This is a genomic window from Stenotrophomonas sp. YJH_SMC_21 (genome assembly GCF_059369555.1).
Genome location: NZ_JCAFSU010000016.1, coordinates 1 through 25,934 on the forward strand (window position 1 = coordinate 1; position 25,934 = coordinate 25,934).

Sequence of the window (25,934 nt, forward strand, 5' to 3'; positions counted from 1 at the left end):
ACGCTGGCCTGAAGGCCAAGGGCAAAGCGAGCAAGGTGGCGCTCGTGGCGGTCATGCGCAAAATGCTGGTGATCCTCAACGCCCGTAAGCGAGACGCCGAGGTGGCCCTCGGCTGCCCCTGACAAGACAGTTGCTACTCCATGTTCATCCACGCATTGCATGGATGTGTCGACCAAGGTCGACACCCACCAACAGCCGCGGAAATCTGTCGAAGGCGGGGTGGATCCGGTTGCGGGGGCGTGAGCCGCATGGATGCGGCGACCGAGCTTACATGGACGTACTTGCAGCGTCCCCCGCAACCGGATCCACCCCGCCATCCCCAGGAAACCAGCTTTTGCCGTTGCTCTGGCGTTTGCCGTGGATCCGGCGGGTGCAGGCCGCAGCCCTGCCGGCCCCCCCCCCCCGTACTTGCAACGGTCATCATCCCGGTCCACACTTCGTTGCCGATCTGAAGACGGCAACGATGACCCACAAGATCCCCCTGTTGATCGACACCGACCCCGGTGTGGACGACGCCCTGGCCCTGCTGATGGCCTTTGCCGACGAACGGCATGACGTGGTCGCCCTGACCATCGCCGCCGGCAACGTCGGCCTGCAGTACACCGTCCGCAACGCCCTCAAGCTCTGCGACATCGTCGGCCGCACCGACGTACCGGTGTTTGCCGGCAGCCCGGATCCGCTGCTGCATCCCTCCGTTGACGCTGCCCACGTGCATGGCCGTGACGGCTACGGCGACGTGGACCTGCCGCCGCCGAGCCGCCAGGCTGAAGCCGAACACGCCGCACTGGCCATCCTGCGCCTGTCGCACGAGCACGCCGGCGAACTGATGCTGGTGATGCTGGGCCCGCTGACCAACCTTGCCCTGGCACTGAAGCTGGACCCGACCCTGCCCGAGCGCATCAAGCGCATCGTGGTGATGGGCGGCGCGGTCACCTGCCACGGCAACATCACCCCGGCGGCCGAATTCAACATTGCGTTCGACCCGGAAGCGGCGCACGTGGTGTTCACCTCGTTCAAGCACCTGCTGGTGTCGGACTGGGAGGCCACCGTCGCCCATGGCCTGCCGCTGCAGGACGCCGAGAAGTGGCTGCAGGCCGATTCCGATCGCGCCCGCTTCTACGAACTGATCTCGCGCAAGACCCGTGGTCTGTCCGAAGACAGCAAGGGCGGGCGCTGGTACACCGCCGATGCGGTGGCCATGGCCTGGGCGCTGAACCCCGAAGGGCAGCTGCGGGTCGAGTCGCGCCCGCTGAACGTGGAGCTGAACGGCACGTTCAGCCGCGGCGCCACCATCGTCGATTGGAACCGCCAGACCGGCCAGCCGGACAACTGCGATCTGCTGATGGCCTACGACCAGCAGCGTTTCGAGGCCCTGGTGCGCCAGGCCCTGGGTGCGGACTGACGTCGATTGACCGGCACCGGTTGCCCCGGGCGGCAACCGGTGCTTATAATGCCGCTCTTGACCACCAGCCCATTTACGGTGTGAGCCCATGAAGGCCGATATCCATCCGAACTACCGCGACGTCGTCTTCCATGACGTCACCTCCGATTTCAAGATCCTGACCCGCTCGACCATGGCGACGAAGGAAACCATCCAGTGGGAAGACGGCAACGAATACCCGCTGGTCAAGGTTGAAATTTCCTCGGCTTCGCACCCGTTCTACACGGGCAAGCACAAGGTCATCGACACCTCGGGCCGTATCGACAAGTTCCAGAAGCGCTACGCGCGCTGATCTGTCGATCCAGCTTCGAACCAACGGCCGCGCTCTGCGCGGCCGTTTGTTTTTCCCCAACGCCAACCCAACGGGCGTTTGGATGGGCGGAACACTGCGTTCGTGTGACAACGCTTTTGCCGATCCGGGCCGCTCAACGGCCGGTGTCTGGCTGCCTGTCGTATACGACTTCTGTCTAGCGCCGGGCAAATGCTGCTGTGCGATAATGACCTGATCCCCGGCACAGGCCGAGGACGTCATTCACGTGCCTGACCAATGCGCTTGGGCAGGCGCCTTCCCATGAAGGAGCGCACACAGTGTCCGATCTTGATCAGGTCACGCTCAACGCCGGCGACAAGTCGGTCGTTCTGCCCGTCATCAAACCCACCCTTGGCAACGACTGCGTCGACATCGCGAAGCTGACCAAGGAAACGGGGTTCTTCACCTACGATTCCGGCTTCACCGCGACGGCCAGCTGCAAGTCCGCCATCACCTACATCGACGGCGACAAGGGCGTGCTGCTGTACCGTGGCTACCCGATCGAACAGCTGTCGGAAAAGTCGAGCTACGTCGAAGTGGCCTACCTGCTGATCAACGGCGAGCGCCCGAGCGCCGAGCAGCTGAAGGCCTTCACCGATGAGCTGACCGCCGAAGCCAACGTCGATGAGTCGATCAACACCCTGATCGGCAGCTTCGCCAAGGATGCCCATCCGATGGCCATCCTGGCCGCTGCGATCGCGCAGCTGTCGGCCATCTACCACGACTCGCTGGACCTGTCCGACGCCGAACAGCGCCGCCAGGCCGCCGTGCGCCTGATCGCCAAGGTGCCGACCCTGTCGGCGCTGATCTACCGCCACGGCAAGGGCCTGCCGGCCAACAAGCCGGACACCTCGCTGGACTACGTCAGCCGCTTCCTGAAGCAGACCTTCGAGTCGGCTGACGGCCAGTACGACCTGAACCCGGACGTGGTGAAGGCGCTGGACCTGCTGTTCATCCTGCACGCCGACCACGAGCAGAACGCCTCGACCTCGACGGTACGTTTAGTCGGTTCGACCGGTGCCAACCCGTACGCGTCGGTCGCTGCGGGTGTCACCGCGCTGTGGGGTCCGGCCCACGGTGGTGCCAACGAAGCCGTGCTGAAGATGCTGGAAGAAATCGGCAGCGCCGACAACGTCGAGTCCGCCGTGGTCAAGGCCAAGGACAAGACCTCCGGCTTCCGCCTGATGGGCTTCGGCCACCGCGTCTACAAGAACTTCGACCCGCGCGCCAAGGTCATCGGTGAGATGACCAGCAAGGTGCTCAAGCAGCTGGGCGTGCAGGATCCGCTGCTGGACGTGGCCGTGAAGCTGGAACAGGCCGCCCTGCAGGACGAGTACTTCGTCGCCCGCAAGCTGTACCCGAACGTCGATTTCTACAGCGGCATCATCTACAAGGCGCTGCAGATCCCGACCGAAATGTTCACCGTCATGTTCGCCCTGGGCCGTACCTCCGGCTGGGTCTCGCATTGGCTGGAACAGCAGGTTGATCCGGAAATGAAGATCGGCCGTCCGCGCCAGGTCTACACCGGCAGCGACGTGCGCGACTACCAGGGCTGATCGCCCCGCGTGAGTCGTGAGAAGAACGCCCCGCATCCGCGGGGCGTTTTTTTTGGAGCGGACCTGGTGGGTGCGGACCGTTGGTCCGCACGATTTCGGCGCCCGCGAAAAATCATCCACGCACGGCGCGGATCTACCACCGCAACCGCCTTCGGTAGGTGCCAACCTTGGTTGGCACGCTTTCCCATCCACGCACGGCGCGGATCTACCGCCGCACCCGCCTTCGGTAGGTGCCAACCTTGGTTGGCACGCGCTTTACCGCGCCAAGACCGCGTGATTCAAGGGTCTCGCCAGCTTCACAAGCGCTCGCGCAGCCTCAGGACGCCAGCTGCATCCGCAGCACCTGAAATGGAGCGTCCATCCCGATGAGTACCCGATTCGACCCACCCGAGCGCGGACCGCTCGGCCCTGACGTCGCCGCCGTCGTCACCGCCCCGATCGTCGCCCCTCCCAGCGAAAGCGCCGTTTCCTGGGGCGCGATCTTCGCTGGCGCCACCGCTGCCGCTGCACTCTCCCTCATCCTGCTGATCCTCGGTGTTGGCCTCGGCCTGTCGTCGGTGTCGCCATGGTCGTTCGAAGGCGTCAGCAAAGAGACCTTCGGTTGGTCCAGCATCATCTGGCTCACCTTCACCGCATTGGCCGCGTCCGGCCTGGGTGGCTATCTGGCGGGCCGCCTGCGTACCAAGTGGACGCAGAACCATGGCGATGAAACCTATTTCCGCGATACCGCGCATGGCTTCGTGTCGTGGGCCGTCGCCACGCTGCTGACCGCGGGCTTGCTCACATCGGCAATCGGTGGCGTGCTGGGCGCCGGCGCAAAGGTGGCCGGTGCCGCCGCGGGCGTTGCCGCATCCACGGCCGGCGTTGCTGCCGCGGGCGCGGGCAGCACTGCCGCGGCGGCCCCGGAAGGCGACCTCAACTACTGGGTGGATTCACTGTTCCGCAACGCTACCGATGCGGGTCCGGCAGCTGCAGGCGCGCCGCCGGCCCCGGGCGCGCCTGATGCAGCGTCCGGCGTAGCGGCGACAGATCCGGCCCCACCGCCGCCGGCTGCAAGCGTCGGGCCGCGCGATGTGCGCGTAGGCCTGCCGCCGCGCCCGATGCCGGGTAATGGCCCGATGGGTGACCGCCGCGAAGTGCGTGCCGAAGTGAACCGCATCATCGTCAACAGCCTGCAGGGCGATGGCCTGGATCCGGCCGACACCCAGTACCTGGCGCAGCTGATCGCGCGCGAAACCGGCATGAGCCCGGCCGAAGCGCAGGCGCGCGTGACCGATGTGCAGACGCGCATGCGTGCGGCGCTGGAGAAGGCCAGGAACACCGCCAAGCAGGCCGCCGACGATGCCCGAAAGGCGACCGCCTATGCCGCGTTGTGGCTGTTCATCACCCTGCTGATCGGTGCGTTCTTCGCCAGCCTCAGCGCCACCTGGGGCGGCCGCCGCCGCGATCTGTAAACCGCCTTCCACGCAAGGAGACCTGCAATGAAAATGATTCTGCTCTGGTTGTTGGGTGTACCGATTCCGCTGCTGATCCTGTACGCGATCTTCTTCTGATCGTGCGCCAACGCGATGTCTCATCAGGCCGCCGAAGGGCGGCCTGATGCCATCCAGCAGATCCACGCCATGCGTGGATGACCCGCTGTAGAGTCGAGCCGTACTCGACTCACGCGCGCAGCGTGTGTGCTTCGCGCAGTATCGGAAGAGCAGTCGACTAACAGCCGACTCTACAAACCCAAGGCAATGAGGTTTATTGCATTCAAGCAGTGAGGGAGTTTGCATAACCCTCAAACATTGAGCGCCTTCAAGAATCCTCCTTAACCTCCAACGTTTTAGGAATGCTTGAATGGCCTGCATGGCAATGGATTCCTAACATTCTCTCCGTCGCCCGCAACCACCTCTGCGGGCGGCGCCTCCCTCCCTTTCTCCTTAGGGGAGGGGGGGCTTTCATATTCCCCCTGTCCGAGAGAGACACCCATGCACGCCATTATCAAGAAGGCCGCGCTCGCTGCAGCGCTGGCCACTGCTTCGCTGTCCGCGCACGCCGTGGAAACCAAGATCTCCGTCTACGCCGACGTCGACCCGACCCTGGCGCTGCTGCGCGATGACGGCACGCCGCTGCCGGACATGGTCACCCTCACCCACGACCCGCTGCGCGGCCTGATTCCGAACACGCAGCGCGTGCGCATCCACTCCAACGATGAAACCGCGGATATCGAAGCCCGCATCGATGGCAGCTTCTTCCTGGCCAACGAGACCGGCGCCGTGACCGTGCCGATGACCATCAGCCTGAACAACCGCGCGCTGGGTGCAGCCGCCATCGAGTACAAGGCCGCTGACCTGTTCAACGGTGCGGGCTCGACCCCGGGCGCCTCGATCTCGATGCCGCTGACCATCGCACAGACCACGCCGGCGCCGATCCTCACCAAGGGCGCGTACAGCGGCCTGGTCAACGTCGTGCTGAACCAGAAGGCGGCTACGCCGTAATCCCCCGCGCCGGCCCGCATCCCGGGCCGGCCGCTTGCAGCGGTGCCCCCATGACCCTACACGCCCCCGCCGTCACCCGGCTGGCGGTCGCGCTCGCCCTGGCGTTGTCCACTCCGCTGGCGGCCGCGCGCGGCGTCCCGCCCGGTTTTGAAGATCTGGTCGAAGGCCAGACCGAACAACTCGACATCCAGCTGTTCGGCCGCTCGGCCGGGCTGTCGCCGGTGCGCGTGACCCTGGAGCACGTGCAGCTGGAAGATCCCGCGCGCGTGCTGCAGTCACTGGACCTGCCTGCCGAGGCGCAGGCCGCCCTGCTGCCTGCGCTGTCGCAGCCGCTGCCGCGCAACAGCCATCTGGCCTGCCGCTTCGGTGGTGCCAGCGCCGGCTGCGGCTACATCGATCCGCCGGAAGCTCCCGACGAGGTGCGCGCGCTGTATGACGAAGGCGAGGGCGCGGTGCGCTTGTTCGTTGCGCGCCAGTGGATTCCCGGCAAGCCTGCCGCCGAGCGTTTCCACACGGTCACCGCCAATGCCGAGAACGCGTTCCTGCATCAGCAGACGCTCAACCTCAGTGGCGGCCGTGACTACCAGTCGCTGTCGGCACGCGGCGTCGGCACGCTGGGCCTGTTCGATCGCGGCCACCTGTCGGCCGAGTGGTACTACAACCAGCAGCGCTATCGCAGCCACAGCGACGACGATTTCCAGTTCGACAACGTCTATTACCGCCACGACCTGGGGCCGGCGCACTACCTGCAGGCCGGGCGCATGGACCGCCGCAACCTGTCCAGTCCGCAGGGCGGCACCTTCAGCTTCAGCATGCTGCCGCTGGACCGCTTCCAGGGCGCACGCCTGGGTACCACCCAGGCCTATGTGGACACCGACGCGGCGGTGCAGGCCAGCCCGCTGACCGTGCTGCTGGCGCGCGATGCGCGGGTGGACGTGTTCGATGGCGAGCGCCTGCTGCAGACCTTCTACCTGCAGGCCGGCATCAACCAGATCGACACCCGCAATTTCCCGTTCGGCAACTACCTGGTCCGCATGCGCATCTACGAGGACGGTGTGCTGGTGCGCACCGAGGAGGCGCCCTTCGACAAGGGCGGCGACTGGACCAACAGCCAGTGGCAATGGTTCGTGCAGGGTGGCCACCGCAATGAGCGCCGCAGCGATGCGTTCGATGGCGAGCGCATCGCGATGGCCGGCGTGCGCGTGCCGCTGGGCCGCGACGCGGCCATCACCGCCGGTGCCGCCACATTCGGCGGGCACCGCTACGGCGAGCTGCGCCTGGACCTGCGCCGGGTGATGGCCACGCAGGAAGTCCGCGCCACCTTCAGCGGCATGCGCGGCAGCGACGGCAGCAACGGGCAGCAGCACCAGCTGTCGTACCGGCGCACGGCGTCGTGGAATCTCTACCAGCAGCGCATGCGTGGCAAGGCCTGCCAGTTCGAGGCCGAGGCGCGCGACCAGCTGGGCTGCACCAACGCGCTCAGTGGTTCGATGTCGCTGCCGCTGGCGGGCGGCAATGTTTACGTGGGCTACACCCGGCGCCAGACCTGGCGCACCGGCTGGCACCGGCCAGCGTTCGAGCAGGATCCGCTGTTCGGGCTTGAGCCGCTGTTGCCGCCGGGGCCGTTGGAACCGCGCCGCGAGCCGCTGCTCAGCCGCACCTGGCAGGCCAGCTTCAGCCGCAGCCATCGCTGGCAGGATTTCAGCGTCTCCACGCGCGTGGGCGTGTGGCGGCAGAACAGCACCGACAGCGTGCGTGGCAGCACCGAGCGCGACCGTGGCATCTACGTCAACCTCAGCCTGAGCCGTCGGCACCGCAGCGCTGCCGGTGATGGACAGCGCCGCTATGCCGTGGATGTGCGCCAGCCGCAGCATCAGCGCCCGGCGATCGACTACAGCGTCGGCCAGAGCCTGCGCCAGGAACTGGATACACAGTACCGCGAGCTGTCCGGCGAGCTGCGCGCCAACAACAACGAGCGCTACAGCGCTTCACTGGGTGGTCAGCTGCAGAATGGCATCGGCCACACCAGCGCCAGCGTGGCGCGCTACCAGCAGCGTGGCCGCAGCGAGACCGGCTACAGCGGCGCACACAATTCCGGCTTCGCGCTTGGTCGTCGCGGCTTCTACTGGAGCGGTGCCAACGGCGCCGACGCCGGCCTTGCCGTGCAGGTGGCCGATACCGATGACGCCGACCTGCGCGGCGTGGCCGCCGAACTGCAGGTGGGCGGGCTGCGCAGGCAACGCCTGCAGATCGGCGAACGCCGGTTGCTGCCACTACCGGCCTATCAATCGCAACGTGCCGAAGTGCAGGACGCCAGCACGCTGGACAGCATCGCCGCCATCCGCGTGACCGGCGTGGGCGGTGCACGGCCAATGTTCCTCACGCCCGGCAAGCTGATGCGCATGCCGGTGCCGATCGAAGTGACCTACACCTTCATCGGTCATGCCCGTGACCTGGCCGGTGCGCCGCTGGGCGGCGCCCGCATTCTCAACGCGCCGGTGCCCGGCACCAGCGCCAACGGCGGCTTCGTCGCCGATTTCCCGCGTCGCGAAACGACGCTGTACCTGTTGCAGGACGACCGCCTGCTGCATTGCCCGCTGCAGGTGCGCGAGCGCCGCCAGGTGGTGCTGCTGGTCGGTGCCGTGCACTGCGAGCCGCTGGCCGTGGCCCAGCTGCCGGCCGAGATCCGCCAGCAGGCCCGCGTGACCCGCCTGCTGCAGGAACGCGCGTTGATTGCCGCCACGCCCCGGACCGCTGCTGCAGGAGGTACGCCATGAGCCGGCGTTGGATGTTCGTGTTGATGCTGGTGTGTGCGCCGGTGCTGGTGATGCCGCGGGCGTGGGCGCAGTGGCCGCCGGAAACGCATCCGGCGGACCAGAGCCGGGACATCGTGATGAGCTGGGATCGCTCGGCGGTACCCGGTGATGTGGAGTTGTGGGCGCCGCGGACGGTGCTGGGATTCAGTCACGACCTGGCGCTGAAGTATGGGCAGATCCATGTGGTTTGTGAGTCTGCTTCTGACAGTGAATTCGGTCGGTGCCCTCTTGATGGTGAACCGGGAGTGTCACTTGGCAGTAGCAATGTCGATCTGCTGTTCGTGGAGCAGAGGACTGGCCTACGTAGCGAACTTCGGGCGCAGGGATATTTACAGAGAGTCATGTCGGATTGGGTTTGCGCTATCGACTACTGGGACACGCTCAGAAGGCAGTTGAATGCGTCGTTCTGGTACATATGCAGTTCCGGACAGCCAGTTGGTACAGGCGTATATCTGGAAATCCCAGCGACCGAGCTCTCCAGACTCGTCGCAGGCCACTGGAAGGCCACGATGCGCCTGAACATCAAGGCCGACCCCGCCGCAGCACCCGTCGCCACAGCCACCTTCAACTTCGATTTCACCGTCACCGACTACGACGCGATCTCGATCTACTTCCCGACCTTCGACACCGTCGCGCCGCTGGTCAATCTCGATCTGCGCTACGACCCCATCCAGAAGGTGGTGGGTGGCAGGAAACAGCTGGATATGTGCCTGTACGACGGCCTGGGTTCGCAGAGCGAGTACCTCGACGTCACGGTTCGCGACAGCGGTCCACGCCCACCTGCGGGATCGGACTTCTCGCTCTGGCACCGCGATGGCGGCAGCGATGCCAGCCAGCGCCTGGACTACCGGGTCCACCTGGACTACGGCGGCCATCGCCTGGCGATGAAGCACAACGTCAAGCAGCAGCTGCGCGGCATCGACAGCGCACAGCTGCGGCTGGTGATGCTGCCGGGCATCAGCCAGCCGGTGTACTGCGTGCCCACGCCGCTGACCCTGGAAACACCGCCCACCCCTATCGCCAGCCAGCGCCCCGGCCTTTACGAGGGCGAGCTGACCGTGGTGCTGGATGTCCCTACTGCCAAACCCTGATCCCGAGGAGCCTGCCATGAAGAAGCTGCTGTTCTGCCTGCTGCCGGTGAGCGCCCTGCTTGCACTGCCGGCACACGCCAACCTTTCCATTCACCCGATGCGCGCAGCGGTGGAAGCCAAGCGCGGCACCCAGATCCGGGTGTACTCGCAGTCGACCATTCCGCAGTACGTGCAGACCCGCCTGCGGCGCATCGTCAATCCCGCCACGCCTGCCGAAGAAGAACAGGAGATGGAGGCCTCGGATGCGGCGATTGCCATCACCCCCGGCAAGTTCGCACTTTCCGGCGGCGGCAACCGCCTGATCCGGGTAATTCCGCTGCAGCAGGTCCAGAAGGAAACAGCCTACCGCCTCTACTTCGAAGGTGTGCGCGGGCCGGATGACGCTCCCCTCGAAGACGGCGAGGGCGCACAGGCAAACATCGGCGTCAGCCTGGTCTGGGGGGCGCTGGTCAACGTCACCCCCGACGACGGTGTGGTGGATCTGCGCCTCCAGGACAACACGCTGCACAACACCGGCACGCTGCGCGTGGGAATCATCGGTGCCGAGGAGTGCACGGCCGCGGGCACCTGCACGCCACACCCCGTATCGCACAGCCTCTACCCCGATGCCGCACTGACGCTGCCGTTCCAGCTTCAGCCGGGCAACTCGCTGCAACTGCGTTACCGGCTCACCCGCGATGGCTATCGCGAACACGTGCGGACGATCGAACCGACGGCGACCTGAGCCCGCACTTTGCCCGCCCCGTGCCCGGCACGGGGCTCACTTTCCTTGTCCTGTTAAGGAGAAACACATGAATCGAATCTATCGTCGTATCTGGAATCACGCCAAAGGCTGCTGGGAGGTGGCCAGCGAGCTGACCAGGCCCTGTGGCAGGAAATCGAGCCGCGCAGCTGGCGCCGGTGGACTGCTGATGGTCGCGCTGATGTTGGCGGGCGGAGAGGTGCACGCCAAGACCCGTTACTACATTGGGTGCGATCCCTTCAATCTGGGAAATGGCGAGTTTGTCTCCTGTTCGCCCATTACTGGTTCCTATGAGGACTCCACATTTATCGGCTATGCGTTGAGCAGTGGCCGGAATTCGCTTGGCTACGGTGCAGGCGTGAACATGAAGGGCGACAACACCACCGCTTTTGGTATTGGTGCCCGGATCAACGGCCAGAACAGCGCTGCCTTCGGATTCAAGGCAAGCACCTATGCCGTGGATAGCGTGGCGGTAGGCTACAACGCCAGGACCTCCGCTGATGGCGGCCACAACGTGGCCGTTGGTGCCAATGCCTATGCCGCCTACATTGGTGCCACTGCCTTGGGGAACAAAGCAGAGGCCAGGGCACAAAATGCCATCGCACTCGGCAGCGGCTCGTCGTCGCGTGGCGTGGATGCCCTTGCGCTCGGTGCCAACTCCAGCACTTCGGCTGCGGGTTCGATGGCGGTTGGTGCAAATTCGTCTGCCACCCGCACAAATGCAATCGCCCTGGGATTGAGCTCGGTGGCGCAGCAGGAGAATGCGGTGGCCTTGGGTGCAAGTACGTTCTCAAATGGTGTTGACGGAGTGGCGCTTGGAAGCAGAGCGAGGGTAGACACCGGTGCAGGCACAGGTGGTGTTGCCATCGGGGGCGGTGCCCGTGCGGGAAGCCTGGGCTACACCGGTGCCATCGCCATCGGCGGTGAGAGCCGTGCCCTTACGGACGGCGTTGCCCTGGGCTATGCGGCGTCTGCGTCCGCACAGGGCGCCGTAGCCCTGGGCGTTCGCTCGGTGGCCACGGAAGCCAATACGGTGTCGGTAGGCAGCGCCTCGGTGCGCCGTCGCATCGTGAACGTGGCGGACGCCCGCATTACGGCCTCCAGCACCGATGCGGTCACCGGCAAGCAGCTGCATGCCATGAACGAGCGGGTTGACGGCATGATCAAGCAGGATTCCGCAGGTGGCGTCGTACGCATCGCCAACAGCAATACCGGTACGGAAGTCAGCATGCGCAATGCGGTGCTGGCCACGCGCAAGGTAAGTGGCGTGTCCGACGGCGCGCTGACGACGACCAGCACCGACGCTGTGAATGGACGCCAGCTCAACACGACCAATGGCAATGTCACCAAGGCGCAGACCGCTGCGGATGCGGCCAAGGCTGATGCCAGCAAGGCCCTGGCCCAGGTCACCACGGTGACCGGCCTGATCGGCCAGGCTTCGTCCACCAGCAGTGTCCGCTTGGGCGAGAAGAACAGCGGTACCTCGCTGGATATCCGCAACAGTGCCAATGCCAACCGCAAGGTGACCGGTGTGGCCGATGCCACGCTAAGCACCTCCAGCACGGAAGCAGTGACCGGCAGGCAGTTGAACACGACCAATGAGAATGTTGCCAAGGCACAGACCGCTGCGGGAGAGGCCAAAGCTGATGCGAGCAAGGCGCTGACTCAGGTGGTGACGCTGGGCGGCCTGGTGGGGCAGGTGTCGGCAACCGGCAATGTCCGCCTGGGTGAGAAGAACAGCGGAACGGTGCTGGATGTGCGCAATAGCGCCAATGCGAACCGGAAACTGACCGGCGTGGCCGAAGGCGTGGTCAGCGACAGCAGCTTTGAGGCCGTCAACGGCAGGCAGCTCAATGCCACCAATGACAAGGTGGCGGCGGTGGAGAGTGTTGCCAGAACTGCGGGCACAGAGGCGGCGGCGGCAAAGACGGATGCAGCCAAGGCGTTGGTCGAGACCGCAGCGCTTGGCGGGCTGGTGGCACAAGTGTCTACGACTGGCAATGTGCGTCTGGGTGAGAAGAACGGCGGTACGACGTTGGACGTGCGCAACAGCGCCAATGCCAACCGGAGGATCAGTGGTGTGGCGGATGGATTGTTGAACGCCAGCAGCGCTGAAGCAGTGTCTGGTAAACAGCTCTACTCAACCAATTCACGGGTATCAGCTCTAGAGGACGTAAGTCAGTTCGTGAGCATCGGTGCGGCTCCTACCAGCGAACCTGCTGAGGCAGGACCAGTGGGTGTCGCTATAGGTAATTCGGCTAAGACAGGCAACGAGGGTGGGACTGCAGTCGGAACACACTCGAAGTCACTGGGTAGAAATTCGGTGGCCGTTGGACGTGCTTCAACGGTACATGAAGGTTCCGACAATGGCTTTGCCCTTGGGGCGGGCGCTGAGGTCGGTATTTCGGAGGGTGGTGCAAGGGGGGGGGTTGCGATTGGCGCTGGAGCGAAGGTTGGGAAAGGGGCGGATGGATCACTGGCGATCGGTGAAGGCTCGCAAGCGAATGAGGCTGGCGTTGCATCATTTGGAAGCGCAACTGCTTATCGCCGCTTAGTAAACGTTGCTCGAGGTGCTGCCGACCACAATGCCACTACCGTCTCCCAGCTCAAAGACTCCCTCGCTACCCTTGGCGGCGGAGCAGGCATGGATGCCAACGGCAACATCATTGCCCCGACGTACTCGGTGCAGGGCGGAACGCAGAACACCGTGCAGGACGCACTGATGGCGCTCGATGGAGCTGTCACCACCGCAGGCCGCCGTGCGGACAAGGTGGAAGGCCAGCTCAACTCGATCTTCCAGGATTCACCCTCGGCCCGTGGCGATGGCATGGACCAGATCGCACTGAATGGCGCGAACGGCATGGTGTTGACCAATCTGGCTGACGGTCGGGTGGCCCCTGGAAGCCGTGACGCCGTAACGGGAAATCAGCTGTACGCCGCAGAGCAGAAGATCTCGCAGAATCGAGATGATCTGGAGGCGATGCGCAAGGAGCGGGAGATGCGCGAGCGGGCGATGCGTGGATTCGATGCGGGCGGTCCGATAGATTTCGGCGGTGCGCGTTTGACTGGTGTGGCCGACGGCTCGCTCTCCACGGATAGTCGAGATGTAGTTACCGGGCGCCAGTTGTTTAGTGTCAGCGATCGGGTATCGCAGATTGAGGACCAGCACCGCTTCTTCAAGATCGATACAGACCAGCTTAGTGAAGGCGCGTCGGCTGGCTTCCTCGGAGTGGCAATTGGCGACTCTGCCCGAACGGGAGTTGACGGTGGAACAGCCATTGGCTCCTATGCAGCTGCGCTGGGGGTGAATTCGGTGGCTCTTGGACGTGGGTCTTGGGTTTCCGAAGATTCGAGTGGTGGCTTTGCCGTAGGAGCTGGTGCGCAGGTGTGGGAACGCAACGGCATTGCCATTGGGGAGAGCGCTATGGTCCTTAAGGGTGCAGATAGCTCCCTCGCGTTGGGAGTTGGTGCAGTGGCAACTGAGAAAAGTACTGTTTCGTTTGGTAGCGGGAGCATTCAACGCCGCCTCGTAAACATCGCCAACGGCACCGCCAACCACAACGCCGCCACCGTCGGCCAGTTGCGCGGTGCGCTGTCCGCGCTCGGCGGTGAAGTCGATGCCAACGGCAACATCGTCGGCCCCAGCTTCACCGTGCAGGGCCAGTCCCAGTCCACGCTCAATGGTGCATTGGAAGCACTCGACGGCGCAGTGGTCAGCAACCGCTCGCGCGTGAACCAGGTCGAGTCGCAGCTGCGCAGCGTGTTCCAGGACACGCCCTCCGTCCGCGCGGACGGTCTCAACCAGCTCACTCTGGCCGGAACCCACGGCATGGTCATTTCCAACGTTGCCAATGGCCTGATCGCGGCCGGCAGCCGCGACGCGGTCAATGGCGGCCAGCTGCACTCGATGCAGCAGCAGCTCAACGGCCGCATGGACGGGCTGGAGCAGCGCATCGATGCGCCGCAGCCGCAGCCGCAGGCAATGGCGGTGGCTTCAGTGCCCGAACCGGAAGCGCCGGTGCCGCAGGCCGAAGGCGGCCAGCAGGTGGCGTCGGTCGGCGAGGGTGAGAAACCTGCACCGCAGCCGAAGACGAAGGAGGACACCCCGAAGCCCCAGGTCGATACCGCTGAACTGGAGAAGATGCTGGCACGCGCCAACGAGTACACCGATGGGGCGATCAGCAATTTCGAACGTCGCCTGGACAAGATGGACAAGCGTTTCAACCGCATGGCGGCGATGAGCAGCGCACAGACCGCGATGGCGATGAACACCGCCGGCCTGGCCACCTACAACCGCCTGGGTGCGGGCGTGGGCTACAGCGAGGGTGAGTCGGCGATGGCGGTGGGCTACCAGCGTGTGCTCAACGAGAAGGGCTCGGCCACCTTCAGCCTCAATGGCGCGTTCACCAACAGCGGTGAACGCAGCATGGGCGTCGGCGTGGGCATCGGCTGGTAAGCCATGCGGCCCCGGCGTGGTGCGCGTAATGAACCCCGCCGCGCCGGGGTCCTTGCCGAGGAGAAGGCAATGTACAGATGGGTAAGTGGAATCGTCAGCTATCGCACGTTCTATATCTGGCGGGCGCGCTTTCGCTACTACACCCGGAACCTGGACCTGTGGACGCTGATGAGCGGGCTATGCATCGCCGGTCTGCTGCTGGTGCTGTGGTACCTGTGGCAGATGCTGGGCGTGCCGCCGCCGCGCGTGCATCCTCAGGCAGCGGCGCTGCGGATCGAGGGCGTCACCAGCGAGGCGATCCATCGCATCGTGCTGGTGCGCCACGCGGGCCGCACGCCGGGTGCACCGTTCACCACGCCGGAGGAGGTAAGGGCGAGCACGTTGCGCACGATGCGGGTGCGGCAGGTGATGGACAGCGAAGTGGTGTGGCGGCTGAAAGCCGACATGCTGGCGGACATCGCCGACTACATCACCGCCACGGGTGGGTGCGTCCCGTACGACTGCCGACGGATTCGCGCTCGATTGGAGGATGTGCGCAGGGCGGGTGTTGAGAATGCGCAGATCAACACAGCACTGTTGACGATCCTGGAGGTGTCGCTGGACCAGATGCCGTCGTTGGAGGCGGTCGAGCATGAGCGGGTGAAGAGTGGGTGGTCGGATGGGTTCAACGACATCTATGACCAGATCTGGTTGCTGCGGGGCCTGCAGGTCATGCACGCACAGATGATGCGGGAGTATCCGCGGCGAGCTCCCGCCCCGTGGTTGCCGCGGTTGTTCAGCGATCCGCTGCGCGATACCCGTTTTGTCTGGTAGCGGGAGCATGATCGGCATCATCTGCCAGGGCAGGTAACACCGCTTTTGTAGGGTCGAGCTTGCTCGACTGCTCTCCGCTCAGCCATCGAAATGCCCGAAGCACAGTGCGGACCAACGGTCCGCACCCACCCAAGGCAGGCACCGCTGCGCTACCGTCACCCGCCGATATACGCGGTGATTTCCGCTTCGGCCAGCAGCTGCCGCAACTGCGCCACCGACGCACGTCGCATAGGCTTCTCATCCACCGGCGACAGCGGTGCCTGGCGCAGGGCATCGTAGGGCAGCACGGCCAGGTCGAAGGTCAGCTCCTCGGCACTGAACACCCACACCGGCACATCCAGGCTGCGCTCGCGATCCATGCGCAGGCGACGCGTCCGCGATTCGGCGGGAATGCCGTGTTCGTCCAGGAAGCGGTGCACGGCTTCCGGGTCGTCGCTGTGCAGGTGCAGCTGCACGGGGCTGTTGGCGTCGGCGGTGCCCTCCAGCACAGGGCCGGCCAGGCGCGGGGCGAAGCCGTGCAGGAACTCCAGCGCACGCATGGCGGCCTCTCGGCGGCGCTGCAGTTCGTTGCCGTGCTGGGGGCCGGAGAACAGCCGCTGGTACTCGCGCAGGGCGTCTTCGATCTCGGTGTTGCGGGGCAGGGAGGCATCGTCGTGGATGCCGAGCCGGCTGGCGGCCTTCAACTTGGCCTGGTGGTAGTCGCGGATGCCGCCTTCAGCCATCAGGCGGGCGGCTTCGTGGGCGAGGCGGTGGCGCCGCTCGCGGGTCTGGCTGGCAGCATGCTGACGAGCGCGATGCATGCGATGACTCCCTGTTGCGACCTGGCTACAGATTAGCGCACGGATGTGACATCTGCGTGGGTATGGCGCGGAGATGCCAACCAACGGTTGGCATCCACCGATGCTTTGGTAGGTGCCGACCTTGGTCGGCACAGGGAGCCAACCAAGGTTGGCAGCTACCAGAGCAGTGCGGGGCTGTGCCCGGCGGATGCATTGGTGCCAACCAACGGTTGGCACCCACCGACGCTTTGGTAGGTGCCGACCTTGGTCGGCACGAGGCGCCAACCAAGGTTGGCGGCTACCAGAGCAGCGCGGGACCGTGCCCGGCGGATGCATCGGTGCCAACCAAGGTTGGCACCCACCGACGCTTTGGTAGGTGCCGACCTTGGTCGGCACGGGGCGCCAACCAAGGTTGGCCTCTACCAGGGTCGCATCGGTGCCAACCAACGGTTGGCACCCACCCATACCTGCCTCTTAGAAGATATCGAACGCGGCGGCGTCGGCCTGCGGCGTATTGAGGTTCAGGTCGTAGTCGGTCAGGCGATCCATGTCTTCCACCTTCACCCACTCGGTCGCGCCGTTGAGCGTGGCCTGGACCATGCCGCTGGGCGGCTCGTTCTGCGCGATCGGGGTGTCCTTCAGCGCGGTGCGCATGTAGTCGATCCAGATCGGCAGGGCCGCCTTGCCACCGTACTCGCGGTAGCCCAGCGAGCGGAAGTCGTCGCGGCCCACCCACACGGTGGTCACGTACGGGCCACCGAAGCCGGAGAACCAGGCGTCGCGGTGGTCGTTGGTGGAGCCGGTCTTGCCGCCCACGTCCTCGCGTCCGAGCACCTTGGCCTGCACGCCGGTACCGCGCTGGACGACGTCGCGCATCATCGATACCAGCTGGTAGGCGGTGCGGGCGTCGATCGCACGCGGAGCGGTGCGGGCATCGGGGTTGACCGGCGCGGCCGGGGTCTCGGCCTTGGCTTCGGCCTTGGCCGCAGCAGCCGGGTCCACCTTCGGGGCCGGGGCGCCGAAGTTGAAGCCGTCCACCACCTGGCTGACCGGCTGGTCGCTGCTGCCGGCGCAGTCGCGGCAGGCCATCGCCGGGTTTTCCTTGAACACCAGGTTGCCGTCGCGGTCGTTCACCTGGTCGATCAGCCAGGTATCCACGCGCGAGCCGCCGTTGGCGAACACCGCGTAGCCACGGGCCACCGACAGCGGGGTGAGCGAGGCGGTACCCAGCGACATCGACAGGTTCGGCGGCAGTTCCGATTCGGCGAAACCAAATTCGCTGATGTACTTGCGCGCGTAGTCCACGCCCATGCCATCGAGCAGGCGCACCGAGACCAGGTTGCGCGACTGCACCAGCGCTTCGCGCAGGCGCATCGGGCCGCGGAAACCGCCGCCGTCGTTCTGCGGGGCCCAGGTCTTGCCGCGGCGGTCGCGGAACACGACCGGGGCGTCGAGCACGATCGAGGCCGGGTTGTAGCCCTTGTCGAAGGCCGCGGCGTAGATGAAGGGCTTGAAGCTCGAACCCGGCTGGCGGCGGGCCTGGGTGGCACGGTTGAACTTGTTGCCGGAGAAGCTGAAACCGCCAACCAGCGCCTTCAGCGCGCCGCTGTGGGCATCCAGCGAGACCAGCGCGGACTGGCCGCGCGGGATCTGGTCCAGCAGCCACTCACCTTCCTTGGCACCAGCGCGCACGCGCACGATGTCACCGCGCTGCACCAGCTTGCCCGGGGTCTTGTTGGTCCACTTGGCGGCACCGGCCGGCAGCACGATCTCGCTGCGGTTGGCCAGCACCACGGTGGCGCTGCCATCGGCGCCGGTGCTGGCGACGATGGCCGGCAGCAGGCCGGCCTGGCCGTACATGCCGCGCAGGTGCTCGGCCAGGGCAGCGGCGTCTTCGCCGGCACCCACCTGCACCTGCTTCTCCACGCCGTGCCAGCCGTGGCGGTGGTCGTACAGCAGCAGGCCGTCGCGCACCGACTGGTTGGCGGCGGTCTGCAGGGTGGAGTCGATGGTGGTGGTGACGTGGTAACCCTTGTTGACCACATCACCGCCGAAGCGGGCGATCATTTCCTGGCGTACCAGCTCCGCCACGTACGGGGCATCGACCTGCACCGGCGGCTCATGCGCGGTGGCATGCATCGGCACGGCCTTGGCCGCGTCGGCCTCGGCCTGGCTGACGAACTTCAGGTCGGCCATGCGCTGCAGCACATAGTTGTCACGGCGCTGGCGGGCGCGCTCCGGGTTGGAGATCGGGTTGCCCGAGGACGGGAACTTGGGGATGCCGGCCAGCGAGGCCATCTCGTCCAGGTCCAGCTCGTTCAGCTTCTTGCCGTAGTAGAACTCGGCCGCGGCGGCCACGCCGTAGGCGCGGTTGCCGAAGAAGCTCTTGTTCAGGTACAGCTCGAAGATCTCATCCTTGCTCAGCTCGGACTCGATCTTCCGCGCCAGCAGGATCTCGGCCAGCTTGCGGGTGTAGCTGTACTCGGAGCTGAGGAAGAACTGGCGGGCCACCTGCTGGGTGATGGTGGAACCACCCGGCACGCGCTTGTCGTTGGTGGTGGCCAGCAGCCACACCGCACGGCCGATGCCCATGTAGTCCACGCCGCCATGCTCGTAGAAGCGGGCGTCCTCGGTGGCCAGGAAGGCCTGCTTCAGGCGCTCGGGCACGTCCTTCATGGTGATCGGGGTGCGCCGGGTCTCGCCGAACACCGCCATCAGCTTGCCGTCGGCAGCATAGACGTACATCGGCTCCTGCATTTCCACGTCGCGCAGGGTCTGCACGTCGGGAAGCTTGGAGGACACAGCGTAGTACAGACCGCCCACGGCGGCCGCGCCGATCAGCGCCAGGACCAGGACAATCAGGAAGATCCAGCGCAGCCAGCGGCGGAGTCGAGTCATCGGGTTCAGATTCCGATTGCGAATTTCGTGGTCGCAGAGTATAGATTACGCAAGGTGGCGGCTGGGGTCGGCACCGGGGAGCGCAAGGGGAACAGTCAGGGGCTGCATCGTGAATCCGTGAGGAACTTCACAGCAGGGCCGTTGCCATTTGCTAAGAATACGTTATTAATGCTCGGGCGCAGGTCTTGCGTCCAAGTGCCCGTCGGCAGGGGAGAAACCGTGGGGCTCATCCCAAAAAGTCAGTCGCCGCTTGTAGGCGTCGACATCAGTTCGACTGCGGTAAAGCTTTTGCAGCTGTCCCGCAGCGGCAATCGTTTCCGTGTGGAACATTACGCTGTGGAACCTCTTCCGCCGAATGCGGTGGTAGAGAAGAACATCGTGGAAGTGGAGGCCGTGGGTGAGGCCATCCGCCGTGCGATGAACCGTTCAGGCAGCAAGGCCAAGCTGGCCGCTGCCGCCGTCGCCGGGTCGGCGGTGATCACCAAGGTGATCCCGATGCCGGCCGAGCTCGACGAGAACGACATGGAAGCCCAGATCGAGCTGGAAGCGGTCAACTACATTCCGTACCCGATCGAGGAAGTGAACCTGGACTTCGAGGTGATCGGGGCGATCCCGAACAACCCGGAGATGGTCCAGGTGCTGCTGGCCGCGTCGCGTTCGGAGAACGTGGAACTGCGCCAGTCGGCCCTGGAACTGGGTGGCCTGCAGGCCAAGGTGATGGACGTGGAGGCCTTCGCGGTCGAGAACGCCTACGCACTGGTCGCCAGCGAGCTGCCGGTGTCCATCGACGGCGTGGTCGCGCTGGTCGATATCGGCGCCACCATGACCACCCTCAACGTCCTGCGCGGCGGCCGCAGCCTGTACAGCCGCGAACAGGTGTTCGGTGGCAAGCAGCTGACCGACGAGATCATGCGCCGTTACGGCCTGAGCTACGAGGAGGCCGGCCTGGCCAAGCGTCAGGGCGGGCTGCCGGAAAGCTACGAGATGGAAGTGCTGGAGCCGTTCAAGGAAGCCACGGTCCAGCAGATCAGCCGCCTGCTGCAGTTCTTCTATGCAGGCAGTGAGTTCAACCGCGTTGATCACATCGTGCTGGCCGGCGGCTGCGCCGTGCTGGGCGGGCTGCCGGAAATGGTCGAGGAACAGCTGGGCGTGCCGACCGTGGTCGCCAACCCGCTGGCACAGATGACCCTGGGCCCGAAGGTGAACGCACATGCGCTGGCCCAGGATGCCCCCGCGCTGATGATCGCCACCGGTCTGGCGCTGAGGAGCTTCGACTGATGGCACGCATCAATCTATTGCCCTGGCGCGCCGAGCGGCGCAAGCAACGCCAGCGCGAGTTCTACGCAATGCTGGGCATGGCCGCAATCGGTGGCCTGCTGCTGTCGCTGCTGATCTGGTTCTATTACGACCGGCAGGTGAGCGGCCAGATGGACCGCAATGCCTATCTGGAAGCCGAGATCGAGAAGGTCAAGGAACAGAACAAGGAGATCGATCGCCTCGATGCGCAGAAGGACCGCCTGCTGGCCCGCAAGAAGGTGATCGAGGAACTGCAGGCCAAGCGCTCGCAGATGGTCCACCTGTTCGACGCGTTGGTGCGCACGATTCCCGACGGCGTGGTGCTGACCGCCCTGCAGCAGGAGGGGGACATGCTCACCCTCGAGGGACGCACCCAGTCCAATGCCCGCGTGTCGGCTTACATGCGCAACCTGGAAACCTCCGGCTGGATGACCAAGCCGGAGCTGTCGATCATCCAGGCCAGCGCCGGAGACAAGAGTGCAGCCGGCCCGGTATCGGACATCAAGGCGCTGCCGTACATGTTCAAGGTCACGGTGAAGCTGCCGGCGCAGAGTGAAGAGACAGGCACTGCCGGTTTGAACGCGGATGGCAGCGTGGCGGCCGCCCCGGCTGCGACGCCCGCCGTGGCGCCGCTTGCCGCCGGCCCCGATGCGGCGGCCCCGGCTGCTGCACCAGCACCGGCGCCGGCCCAACCGGCGGCGGCCCCGGCCGCAGCACCCGCCAGCGCACCGGCGCCTGCACCGGCCAAGCCGAACCAGCCCGCCGCACCGGCCCCGGCCGCCAGGCCTGAGGGCAGCCGCCTGGCGCAGCCGCCGCAGGCCTCTTACGCCCCGCTGCAGGGGGACCGCGCATGAGCCAGAAAATCGATCTGAAGAACCTGGATTTCAACGACATCGGCAACTGGCCGCAGAAGGCCAAGATCGTCTTCTGTTCGTTGCTGGCCCTGGTCATCATGTTCGTTGCATGGATGCTGCTGATCAGCGGCAAGCGCGATGAACTGGCCAGCCTGGAATCGAAGGAAAGCGATCTGCGTACCGAGTTCTCCAAGCAGCAGGAACGCGCGGTGAACCTGGGGCCGCTGAAGCAGCAGCTGGCGCAGATGGAGCAGGTGCTGCAGCAGATGCTGCGGCAGCTGCCCAGCAAGACCGAAATGCCGGACCTGATCATCGACATCTCGCAGACTGCGCTGTCCAGCGGCCTGACCAGCCAGCTGTTCGAACCGGAACAGGAGCAGGTCAAGGAGTTCTACGCCGAGAAGCCGATCAAGCTGAAGATGGTGGGCAGCTACCACCAGTTCGGTGCGTTCGTCAGTGGCGTGGCCTCGCTGCCGCGCGTGGTGATCCTGACCATGCACGACATCAATCTGAAGCCGGCGGACAAGGCTGGCGGTGGTTCGCGTGCCGGTGCGCTGGAATTGTCCGGCACGGTCAAGACCTACCGGTATCTCGACGAGACCGAGGTGCAGGAACAGCAGAAGGCTGAAGCCGGCAAGGAGGGCAACAAGTGATCCGTTCCTTCTTTGCACGCTGCGGGCTGGCCGCTGCCGTATTGCTGCTGGCTGCCTGCGGCCGTGGCGTGACCAGCACGCCGGGCGATGCGCCGAATCTCGAGAAGTGGGTGGAAGGCGAACGTGCCCGGCCGGCGCAGCCGCTGGAACCGTTGCCTGTGATGCAGCAGTTCGAGACCTTCGAATACTCCGCGCAGGGCCTGCGTGATCCGTTCACCGATGCCTGGACCAATCCGCAGGGGAATGGCGGATTGCGGCCAGATCCGAACCGGCGCAAGGAGCCCCTGGAGGGCTTCCCGCTGGACGCACTGGACATGGTCGGTACCATCGGCACCGGCGGCGGCACCGTCGCACTGGTGATGGGGCCGGACAAGGTGACCTACCGGGTGCGCCCGGGCGGTTACCTGGGGCAGAGCGACGGGCGGGTCACTGCGGTCTTCGAAGACCGTGTGGAGCTGATCGAACTGGTGCCGGATGGCGCGGGTGGCTGGCTGGAACGGCCGGCAACGCTCTCGCTTGAAGATCAATGATCGTTTACTGGGGATAGCACGATGACCTTTCACCAAGCCAAGGGGCTGCGTCCCAACCGGCGCTCTACCTTGAACCGTGTCAGCGCGTTGGGAGTCGCGCTGATGCTGGCCTGCGCTCCGGCGCTGGCCGCCGCACCGGCGGAGAAGCCGGTGGGCACCACCGTCGCACCGGCCGCGGCACCGGCCGGCCTGTCGGTGGCCAAGATCGATTTCAAGCGCGGCGATGATGGCGCGGGTCGCCTGATCGTGCAGTTTGACGGCCAGGGCGCGATCCCGGACCTGCGCACGCAGGGCAACAGCGTGGTGGTCGACGTGGGCAATGCCCGCCTGCCGGCCAACCTGCAGAAGCCGTTGAACGTCGTCGACTTCGCCACGCCGGTGCAGCGCATCGACGCCAAGCCGTCCGGCGCCGGCACCCAGCTGGTGCTGAGCACCGGCGGTGCGGTGGAGTCGCTGGCCTACCAGAGCGGCAACGAATACGTGGTGGAGATCAGCGCGCGGCAGGCTCCGGCCGCCGTCGGTGCAGTGACCGCCGGCAGCGTCACCCAGGCCGCAAAGGCCGTCGGCCAGCGTGGCTTCACCGGCAAGCCGGTGACCTTCAATTTCCAGGACGTGCCAGTGCGCACCGTGCTGCAGTTGATCGCCGAAGAGTCCAACCTCAACGTGGTGGCCTCCGACTCGGTGCAGGGCAATGTGACCCTGCGCCTGGTCAACGTGCCGTGGGACCAGGCACTGGACATCGTGCTGCGTGCCAAGGGCCTGGACAAGCGACGCGATGGCAGCGTGATCTGGGTCGGCCCGCAGGCCGAGCTGGCCAAGTTCGAGCAGGAGAAGGAAGACGCGCGCATCGCCATCGAGAACCGCGAAGACCTGGTGACCGATTACGTCCAGATCAACTACCACAGCGCCACCCAGATCTTCAAAGCCCTGACCGAAGCCAAGGGCATCGGCGGTGGTGGCGGTGGTGGAGCAGGCGGTGGCGGCGGTGGTGGCTCATCCCAGGAAGAAAGTGGCTTCCTGTCCGGCCGTGGCCGCATCGTTGCCGACGAGCGCACCAACACGCTGATGATCAGCGACATTCCGAAGAAGATCGCGCGCATGCGTGAGCTGATCAACGTGATCGACCGCCCGGTCGACCAAGTGCTGATCGAAAGCCGCATCGTCATCGCCACCGATACGTTCGCGCGTGAGCTGGGTGCGCGGTTCGGCATCAGTGGCAGCCGCGACAACGCCTACTTCAGCGGCAATCTGGAAGCCAACGAGGCAACCCGCAAGTCGCAGGTCGAAGCCAATGCGACCAACGCCAAGGCCTACCGCGACTGGCTGGCCGGTGGCAGTACGGGCCCGGCGCCGGTGCCGGTCGGCTCGGCAATCACCCGTGGCCTGAACTGGGCCATGCCGGCGGCGTCCACCAACCCGGCAGGCTCGCTTGCGCTGTCGATCCTCAATGCCGGCTACCTGCTGGACGTCGAGCTGTCGGCCATGCAGGAGGAGTCGCGTGGTGAAGTGATCTCCAACCCGCGCGTGGTCACCACCAACCAGCGCGAGGCCCTGATCAAGCAGGGTAAGGAAATCGGCTATGTGACCATCAGCGCCGGTGCGGGCGGTGTCGCTACGCCGAACGTGCAGTTCAAGGAAGTGGTGCTGGAACTGAAGGTCACCCCGACTATCACCAACGACAACCGCGTGTTCCTCAACATGCAGGTGAAGAAGGATGAAGTGGACCGGCTGATCCAGCTGGAAGGCTATGGCACCGTGCCGTCGATCAACCGCCGCGAAGTGAACACCGCAGTGCTGGTCGAGGACGGGCAGACCGTGGTCATCGGTGGTGTGTACGAGTTCACCGACCGCAACAGCATCAGCAAGGTTCCGTTCCTGGGCGATGTACCGTTCCTGGGCAACCTGTTCAAGAAGCGTGGCCGCAGCAAGGACAAGGCCGAGCTGCTGGTGTTCGTCACCCCGAAGGTGCTGCGCGTAGCCAGGCAGAACTGAGCCAGCGCACCCGCGACACGAAGAAGGGCCGCCATGTGCGGCCCTTCTTCGTTCATGCCGGACGTAATCCGCGGATGATCCGGTAGATCCACGCCATGCGTGGAGGAGAGGCCCGTTCAGCCGTTCTTGATGCCAATCGCAGGGCACCCTGCGATGATGTGGGGAACCCGTGCCGTCCCGCGCCGGTCAAAGGCCCCCATGAACCTGCCACCGCCGATGCCCGAAACCGTCTCGCCGCCGCCCGCGCCGGCCGCCTCCCGCCTGCATGGCGCCTTCAACCAGTTGCGCGACGCGCTGTCGGCCGAAATCGTCGGCCAGGCGGCTTTGGTCGAACGCCTGTTGATCGCATTGCTGGCCGACGGGCACCTGCTGGTGGAGGGCGCCCCGGGCCTGGCCAAGACCACGGCCATCCGCGCACTGGCCTCGCGCCTGGAGGCGGATTTCGCCCGCGTGCAGTTCACCCCCGACCTGCTGCCGGCCGACCTGACCGGCACCGAGATCTGGCGCCCGCAGGAAGGGCGCTTCGAATTCGTACCTGGCCCGATCTTCCACCCGATCCTGCTGGCCGATGAAATCAATCGCGCGCCAGCCAAGGTGCAGTCGGCACTGCTGGAAGCGATGGGCGAGCGCCAGGTCACCGTTGGCCGCCACACCTATGCGTTGCCGCCGCTGTTCCTGGTGATGGCCACGCAGAACCCGATCGAGCAGGAAGGTACCTTCCCGCTGCCGGAAGCGCAGCTGGACCGTTTCCTGATGCACGTACGCATCGGCTATCCGGACCAGGCGGCCGAATCGGAGATCCTGCGGCTCGACCGCGAGCGTGCCCGTGGCGCACTGGGCGAAGCGGCACCCGCACCGGAGAAGCTGCCGATGCAGGATGTGTTCGATGCCCGCCGCGAAGTGCTGGACCTGCACATGGCGCCGGCGCTGGAGCGCTACCTGGTCGAACTTGTGCTGGCCTCGCGTGATCCGTCGCGCTATGACGCCGGCCTCGGGCGCCGCATCGCCTGGGGCGCAAGCCCGCGTGGTTCCATTGCGTTGGAACGCTGCGCACGTGCACGCGCCTGGTTGGCCGGCCGTGACTTCGTCACCCCCGACGATGTGCGTGCGGTTGCCGCCGACGTGCTGCGCCATCGCGTGCTGCCCAGCTACGAAGCCACCGCCGAAGGCTGGGATGGCGAACGCCTGGTGCAGGAGCTGCTGGCCCGGGTGCCGGCACCCTGA

Annotated in this window: 18 protein-coding genes and 1 pseudogene; 17 read left to right on the plus strand and 2 right to left on the minus strand. The window is 65.6% G+C overall.

What is annotated here, in order from left to right; genetic code table 11:
• The 11 genes and pseudogenes from AC5P67_RS16910 to AC5P67_RS16960 form a co-directional block, all read left to right on the plus strand.
• A pseudogene (locus tag AC5P67_RS16910) lies at positions 1–122 on the plus strand (IS110 family transposase); the annotation flags it as partial.
• Positions 123–463: 341 nt separating this feature from the next.
• A complete protein-coding gene (locus AC5P67_RS16915; protein WP_005410872.1) occupies positions 464–1,402 on the plus strand; it encodes a nucleoside hydrolase in 939 nt (312 codons plus the stop codon).
• A gap of 88 nt (positions 1,403–1,490) precedes the next feature.
• Entirely contained in the window at positions 1,491–1,733 is a 243-nt protein-coding gene (locus AC5P67_RS16920) for a type B 50S ribosomal protein L31 (RefSeq protein WP_005410871.1), read from the plus strand.
• 296 nt (positions 1,734–2,029) lie between these two features.
• Positions 2,030–3,307 carry a citrate synthase gene (locus AC5P67_RS16925; RefSeq protein WP_005410870.1) on the plus strand — a complete coding sequence of 426 codons (1,278 nt, stop codon included), beginning with the start codon at positions 2,030–2,032 and terminating at the stop codon, positions 3,305–3,307.
• Positions 3,308–3,672: 365 nt separating this feature from the next.
• Complete coding sequence (locus AC5P67_RS16930; protein ID WP_495214960.1) at positions 3,673–4,761, plus strand: hypothetical protein; 1,089 nt, start codon at positions 3,673–3,675, stop codon at positions 4,759–4,761.
• A 519-nt stretch (positions 4,762–5,280) separates the two neighbouring features.
• Entirely contained in the window at positions 5,281–5,790 is a 510-nt protein-coding gene (locus AC5P67_RS16935; protein WP_099472639.1) for a CS1 type fimbrial major subunit, read from the plus strand.
• Between the two features lie 50 nt (positions 5,791–5,840).
• The gene (locus AC5P67_RS16940; RefSeq protein ID WP_099472640.1) at positions 5,841–8,567 is read left to right on the plus strand and encodes a TcfC E-set like domain-containing protein; all 2,727 of its coding nucleotides are present in this window, start codon (positions 5,841–5,843) and stop codon (positions 8,565–8,567) included.
• The gene (locus AC5P67_RS16945) at positions 8,564–9,697 is read left to right on the plus strand and encodes a CblD like pilus biogenesis initiator family protein (RefSeq protein ID WP_099472642.1); all 1,134 of its coding nucleotides are present in this window, start codon (positions 8,564–8,566) and stop codon (positions 9,695–9,697) included. The genes AC5P67_RS16940 and AC5P67_RS16945 overlap by 4 nt, the downstream gene beginning before the upstream one ends.
• 16 nt (positions 9,698–9,713) lie before the next feature.
• Positions 9,714–10,421 carry a pilus assembly protein gene (locus AC5P67_RS16950; RefSeq protein ID WP_062605733.1) on the plus strand — a complete coding sequence of 236 codons (708 nt, stop codon included), beginning with the start codon at positions 9,714–9,716 and terminating at the stop codon, positions 10,419–10,421.
• Between the two features lie 67 nt (positions 10,422–10,488).
• Positions 10,489–14,895, plus strand: coding sequence for an ESPR-type extended signal peptide-containing protein (locus AC5P67_RS16955; protein WP_197634425.1), 4,407 nt, complete (start codon positions 10,489–10,491; stop codon positions 14,893–14,895).
• A 69-nt stretch (positions 14,896–14,964) separates the two neighbouring features.
• Positions 14,965–15,708, plus strand: a complete 744-nt coding sequence (locus AC5P67_RS16960; RefSeq protein WP_227843534.1) for a hypothetical protein — start codon at positions 14,965–14,967, stop codon at positions 15,706–15,708.
• 155 nt (positions 15,709–15,863) lie between these two features.
• Here AC5P67_RS16960 and AC5P67_RS16965 read toward each other — a convergent pair whose 3' ends face one another.
• Positions 15,864–16,508: a hypothetical protein gene (locus AC5P67_RS16965; protein ID WP_043034094.1), complete on the minus strand. Its 645-nt coding sequence runs from the start codon at positions 16,506–16,508 to the stop codon at positions 15,864–15,866.
• 453 nt (positions 16,509–16,961) lie between these two features.
• A complete protein-coding gene (locus AC5P67_RS16970) occupies positions 16,962–19,385 on the minus strand; it encodes a penicillin-binding protein 1A (RefSeq protein ID WP_323157332.1) in 2,424 nt (807 codons plus the stop codon).
• 219 nt (positions 19,386–19,604) lie between these two features.
• On the opposite strand from AC5P67_RS16970, the gene AC5P67_RS16975 reads away from it, so the two are divergent.
• From AC5P67_RS16975 to AC5P67_RS17000, 6 genes are all read left to right on the plus strand, one after another.
• Positions 19,605–20,663 (plus strand): pilus assembly protein PilM, encoded by a 1,059-nt coding sequence (locus tag AC5P67_RS16975; RefSeq protein ID WP_005410860.1) that lies wholly within the window; start codon positions 19,605–19,607, stop codon positions 20,661–20,663.
• Positions 20,663–21,535, plus strand: a complete 873-nt coding sequence (locus AC5P67_RS16980) for a PilN domain-containing protein (RefSeq protein ID WP_495214961.1) — start codon at positions 20,663–20,665, stop codon at positions 21,533–21,535. Before AC5P67_RS16975 ends, AC5P67_RS16980 begins: the two co-directional genes overlap by 1 nt.
• A complete protein-coding gene (locus tag AC5P67_RS16985; protein ID WP_049461166.1) occupies positions 21,532–22,188 on the plus strand; it encodes a type IV pilus inner membrane component PilO in 657 nt (218 codons plus the stop codon). Before AC5P67_RS16980 ends, AC5P67_RS16985 begins: the two co-directional genes overlap by 4 nt.
• Positions 22,185–22,718, plus strand: coding sequence for a pilus assembly protein PilP (locus AC5P67_RS16990; RefSeq protein WP_099472646.1), 534 nt, complete (start codon positions 22,185–22,187; stop codon positions 22,716–22,718). The genes AC5P67_RS16985 and AC5P67_RS16990 overlap by 4 nt, the downstream gene beginning before the upstream one ends.
• Before the next feature lie 21 nt (positions 22,719–22,739).
• Entirely contained in the window at positions 22,740–24,710 is a 1,971-nt protein-coding gene (locus AC5P67_RS16995) for a type IV pilus secretin PilQ (RefSeq protein ID WP_099472648.1), read from the plus strand.
• Positions 24,711–24,908: 198 nt separating this feature from the next.
• Positions 24,909–25,934, plus strand: coding sequence for an AAA family ATPase (locus AC5P67_RS17000; protein WP_495214963.1), 1,026 nt, complete (start codon positions 24,909–24,911; stop codon positions 25,932–25,934).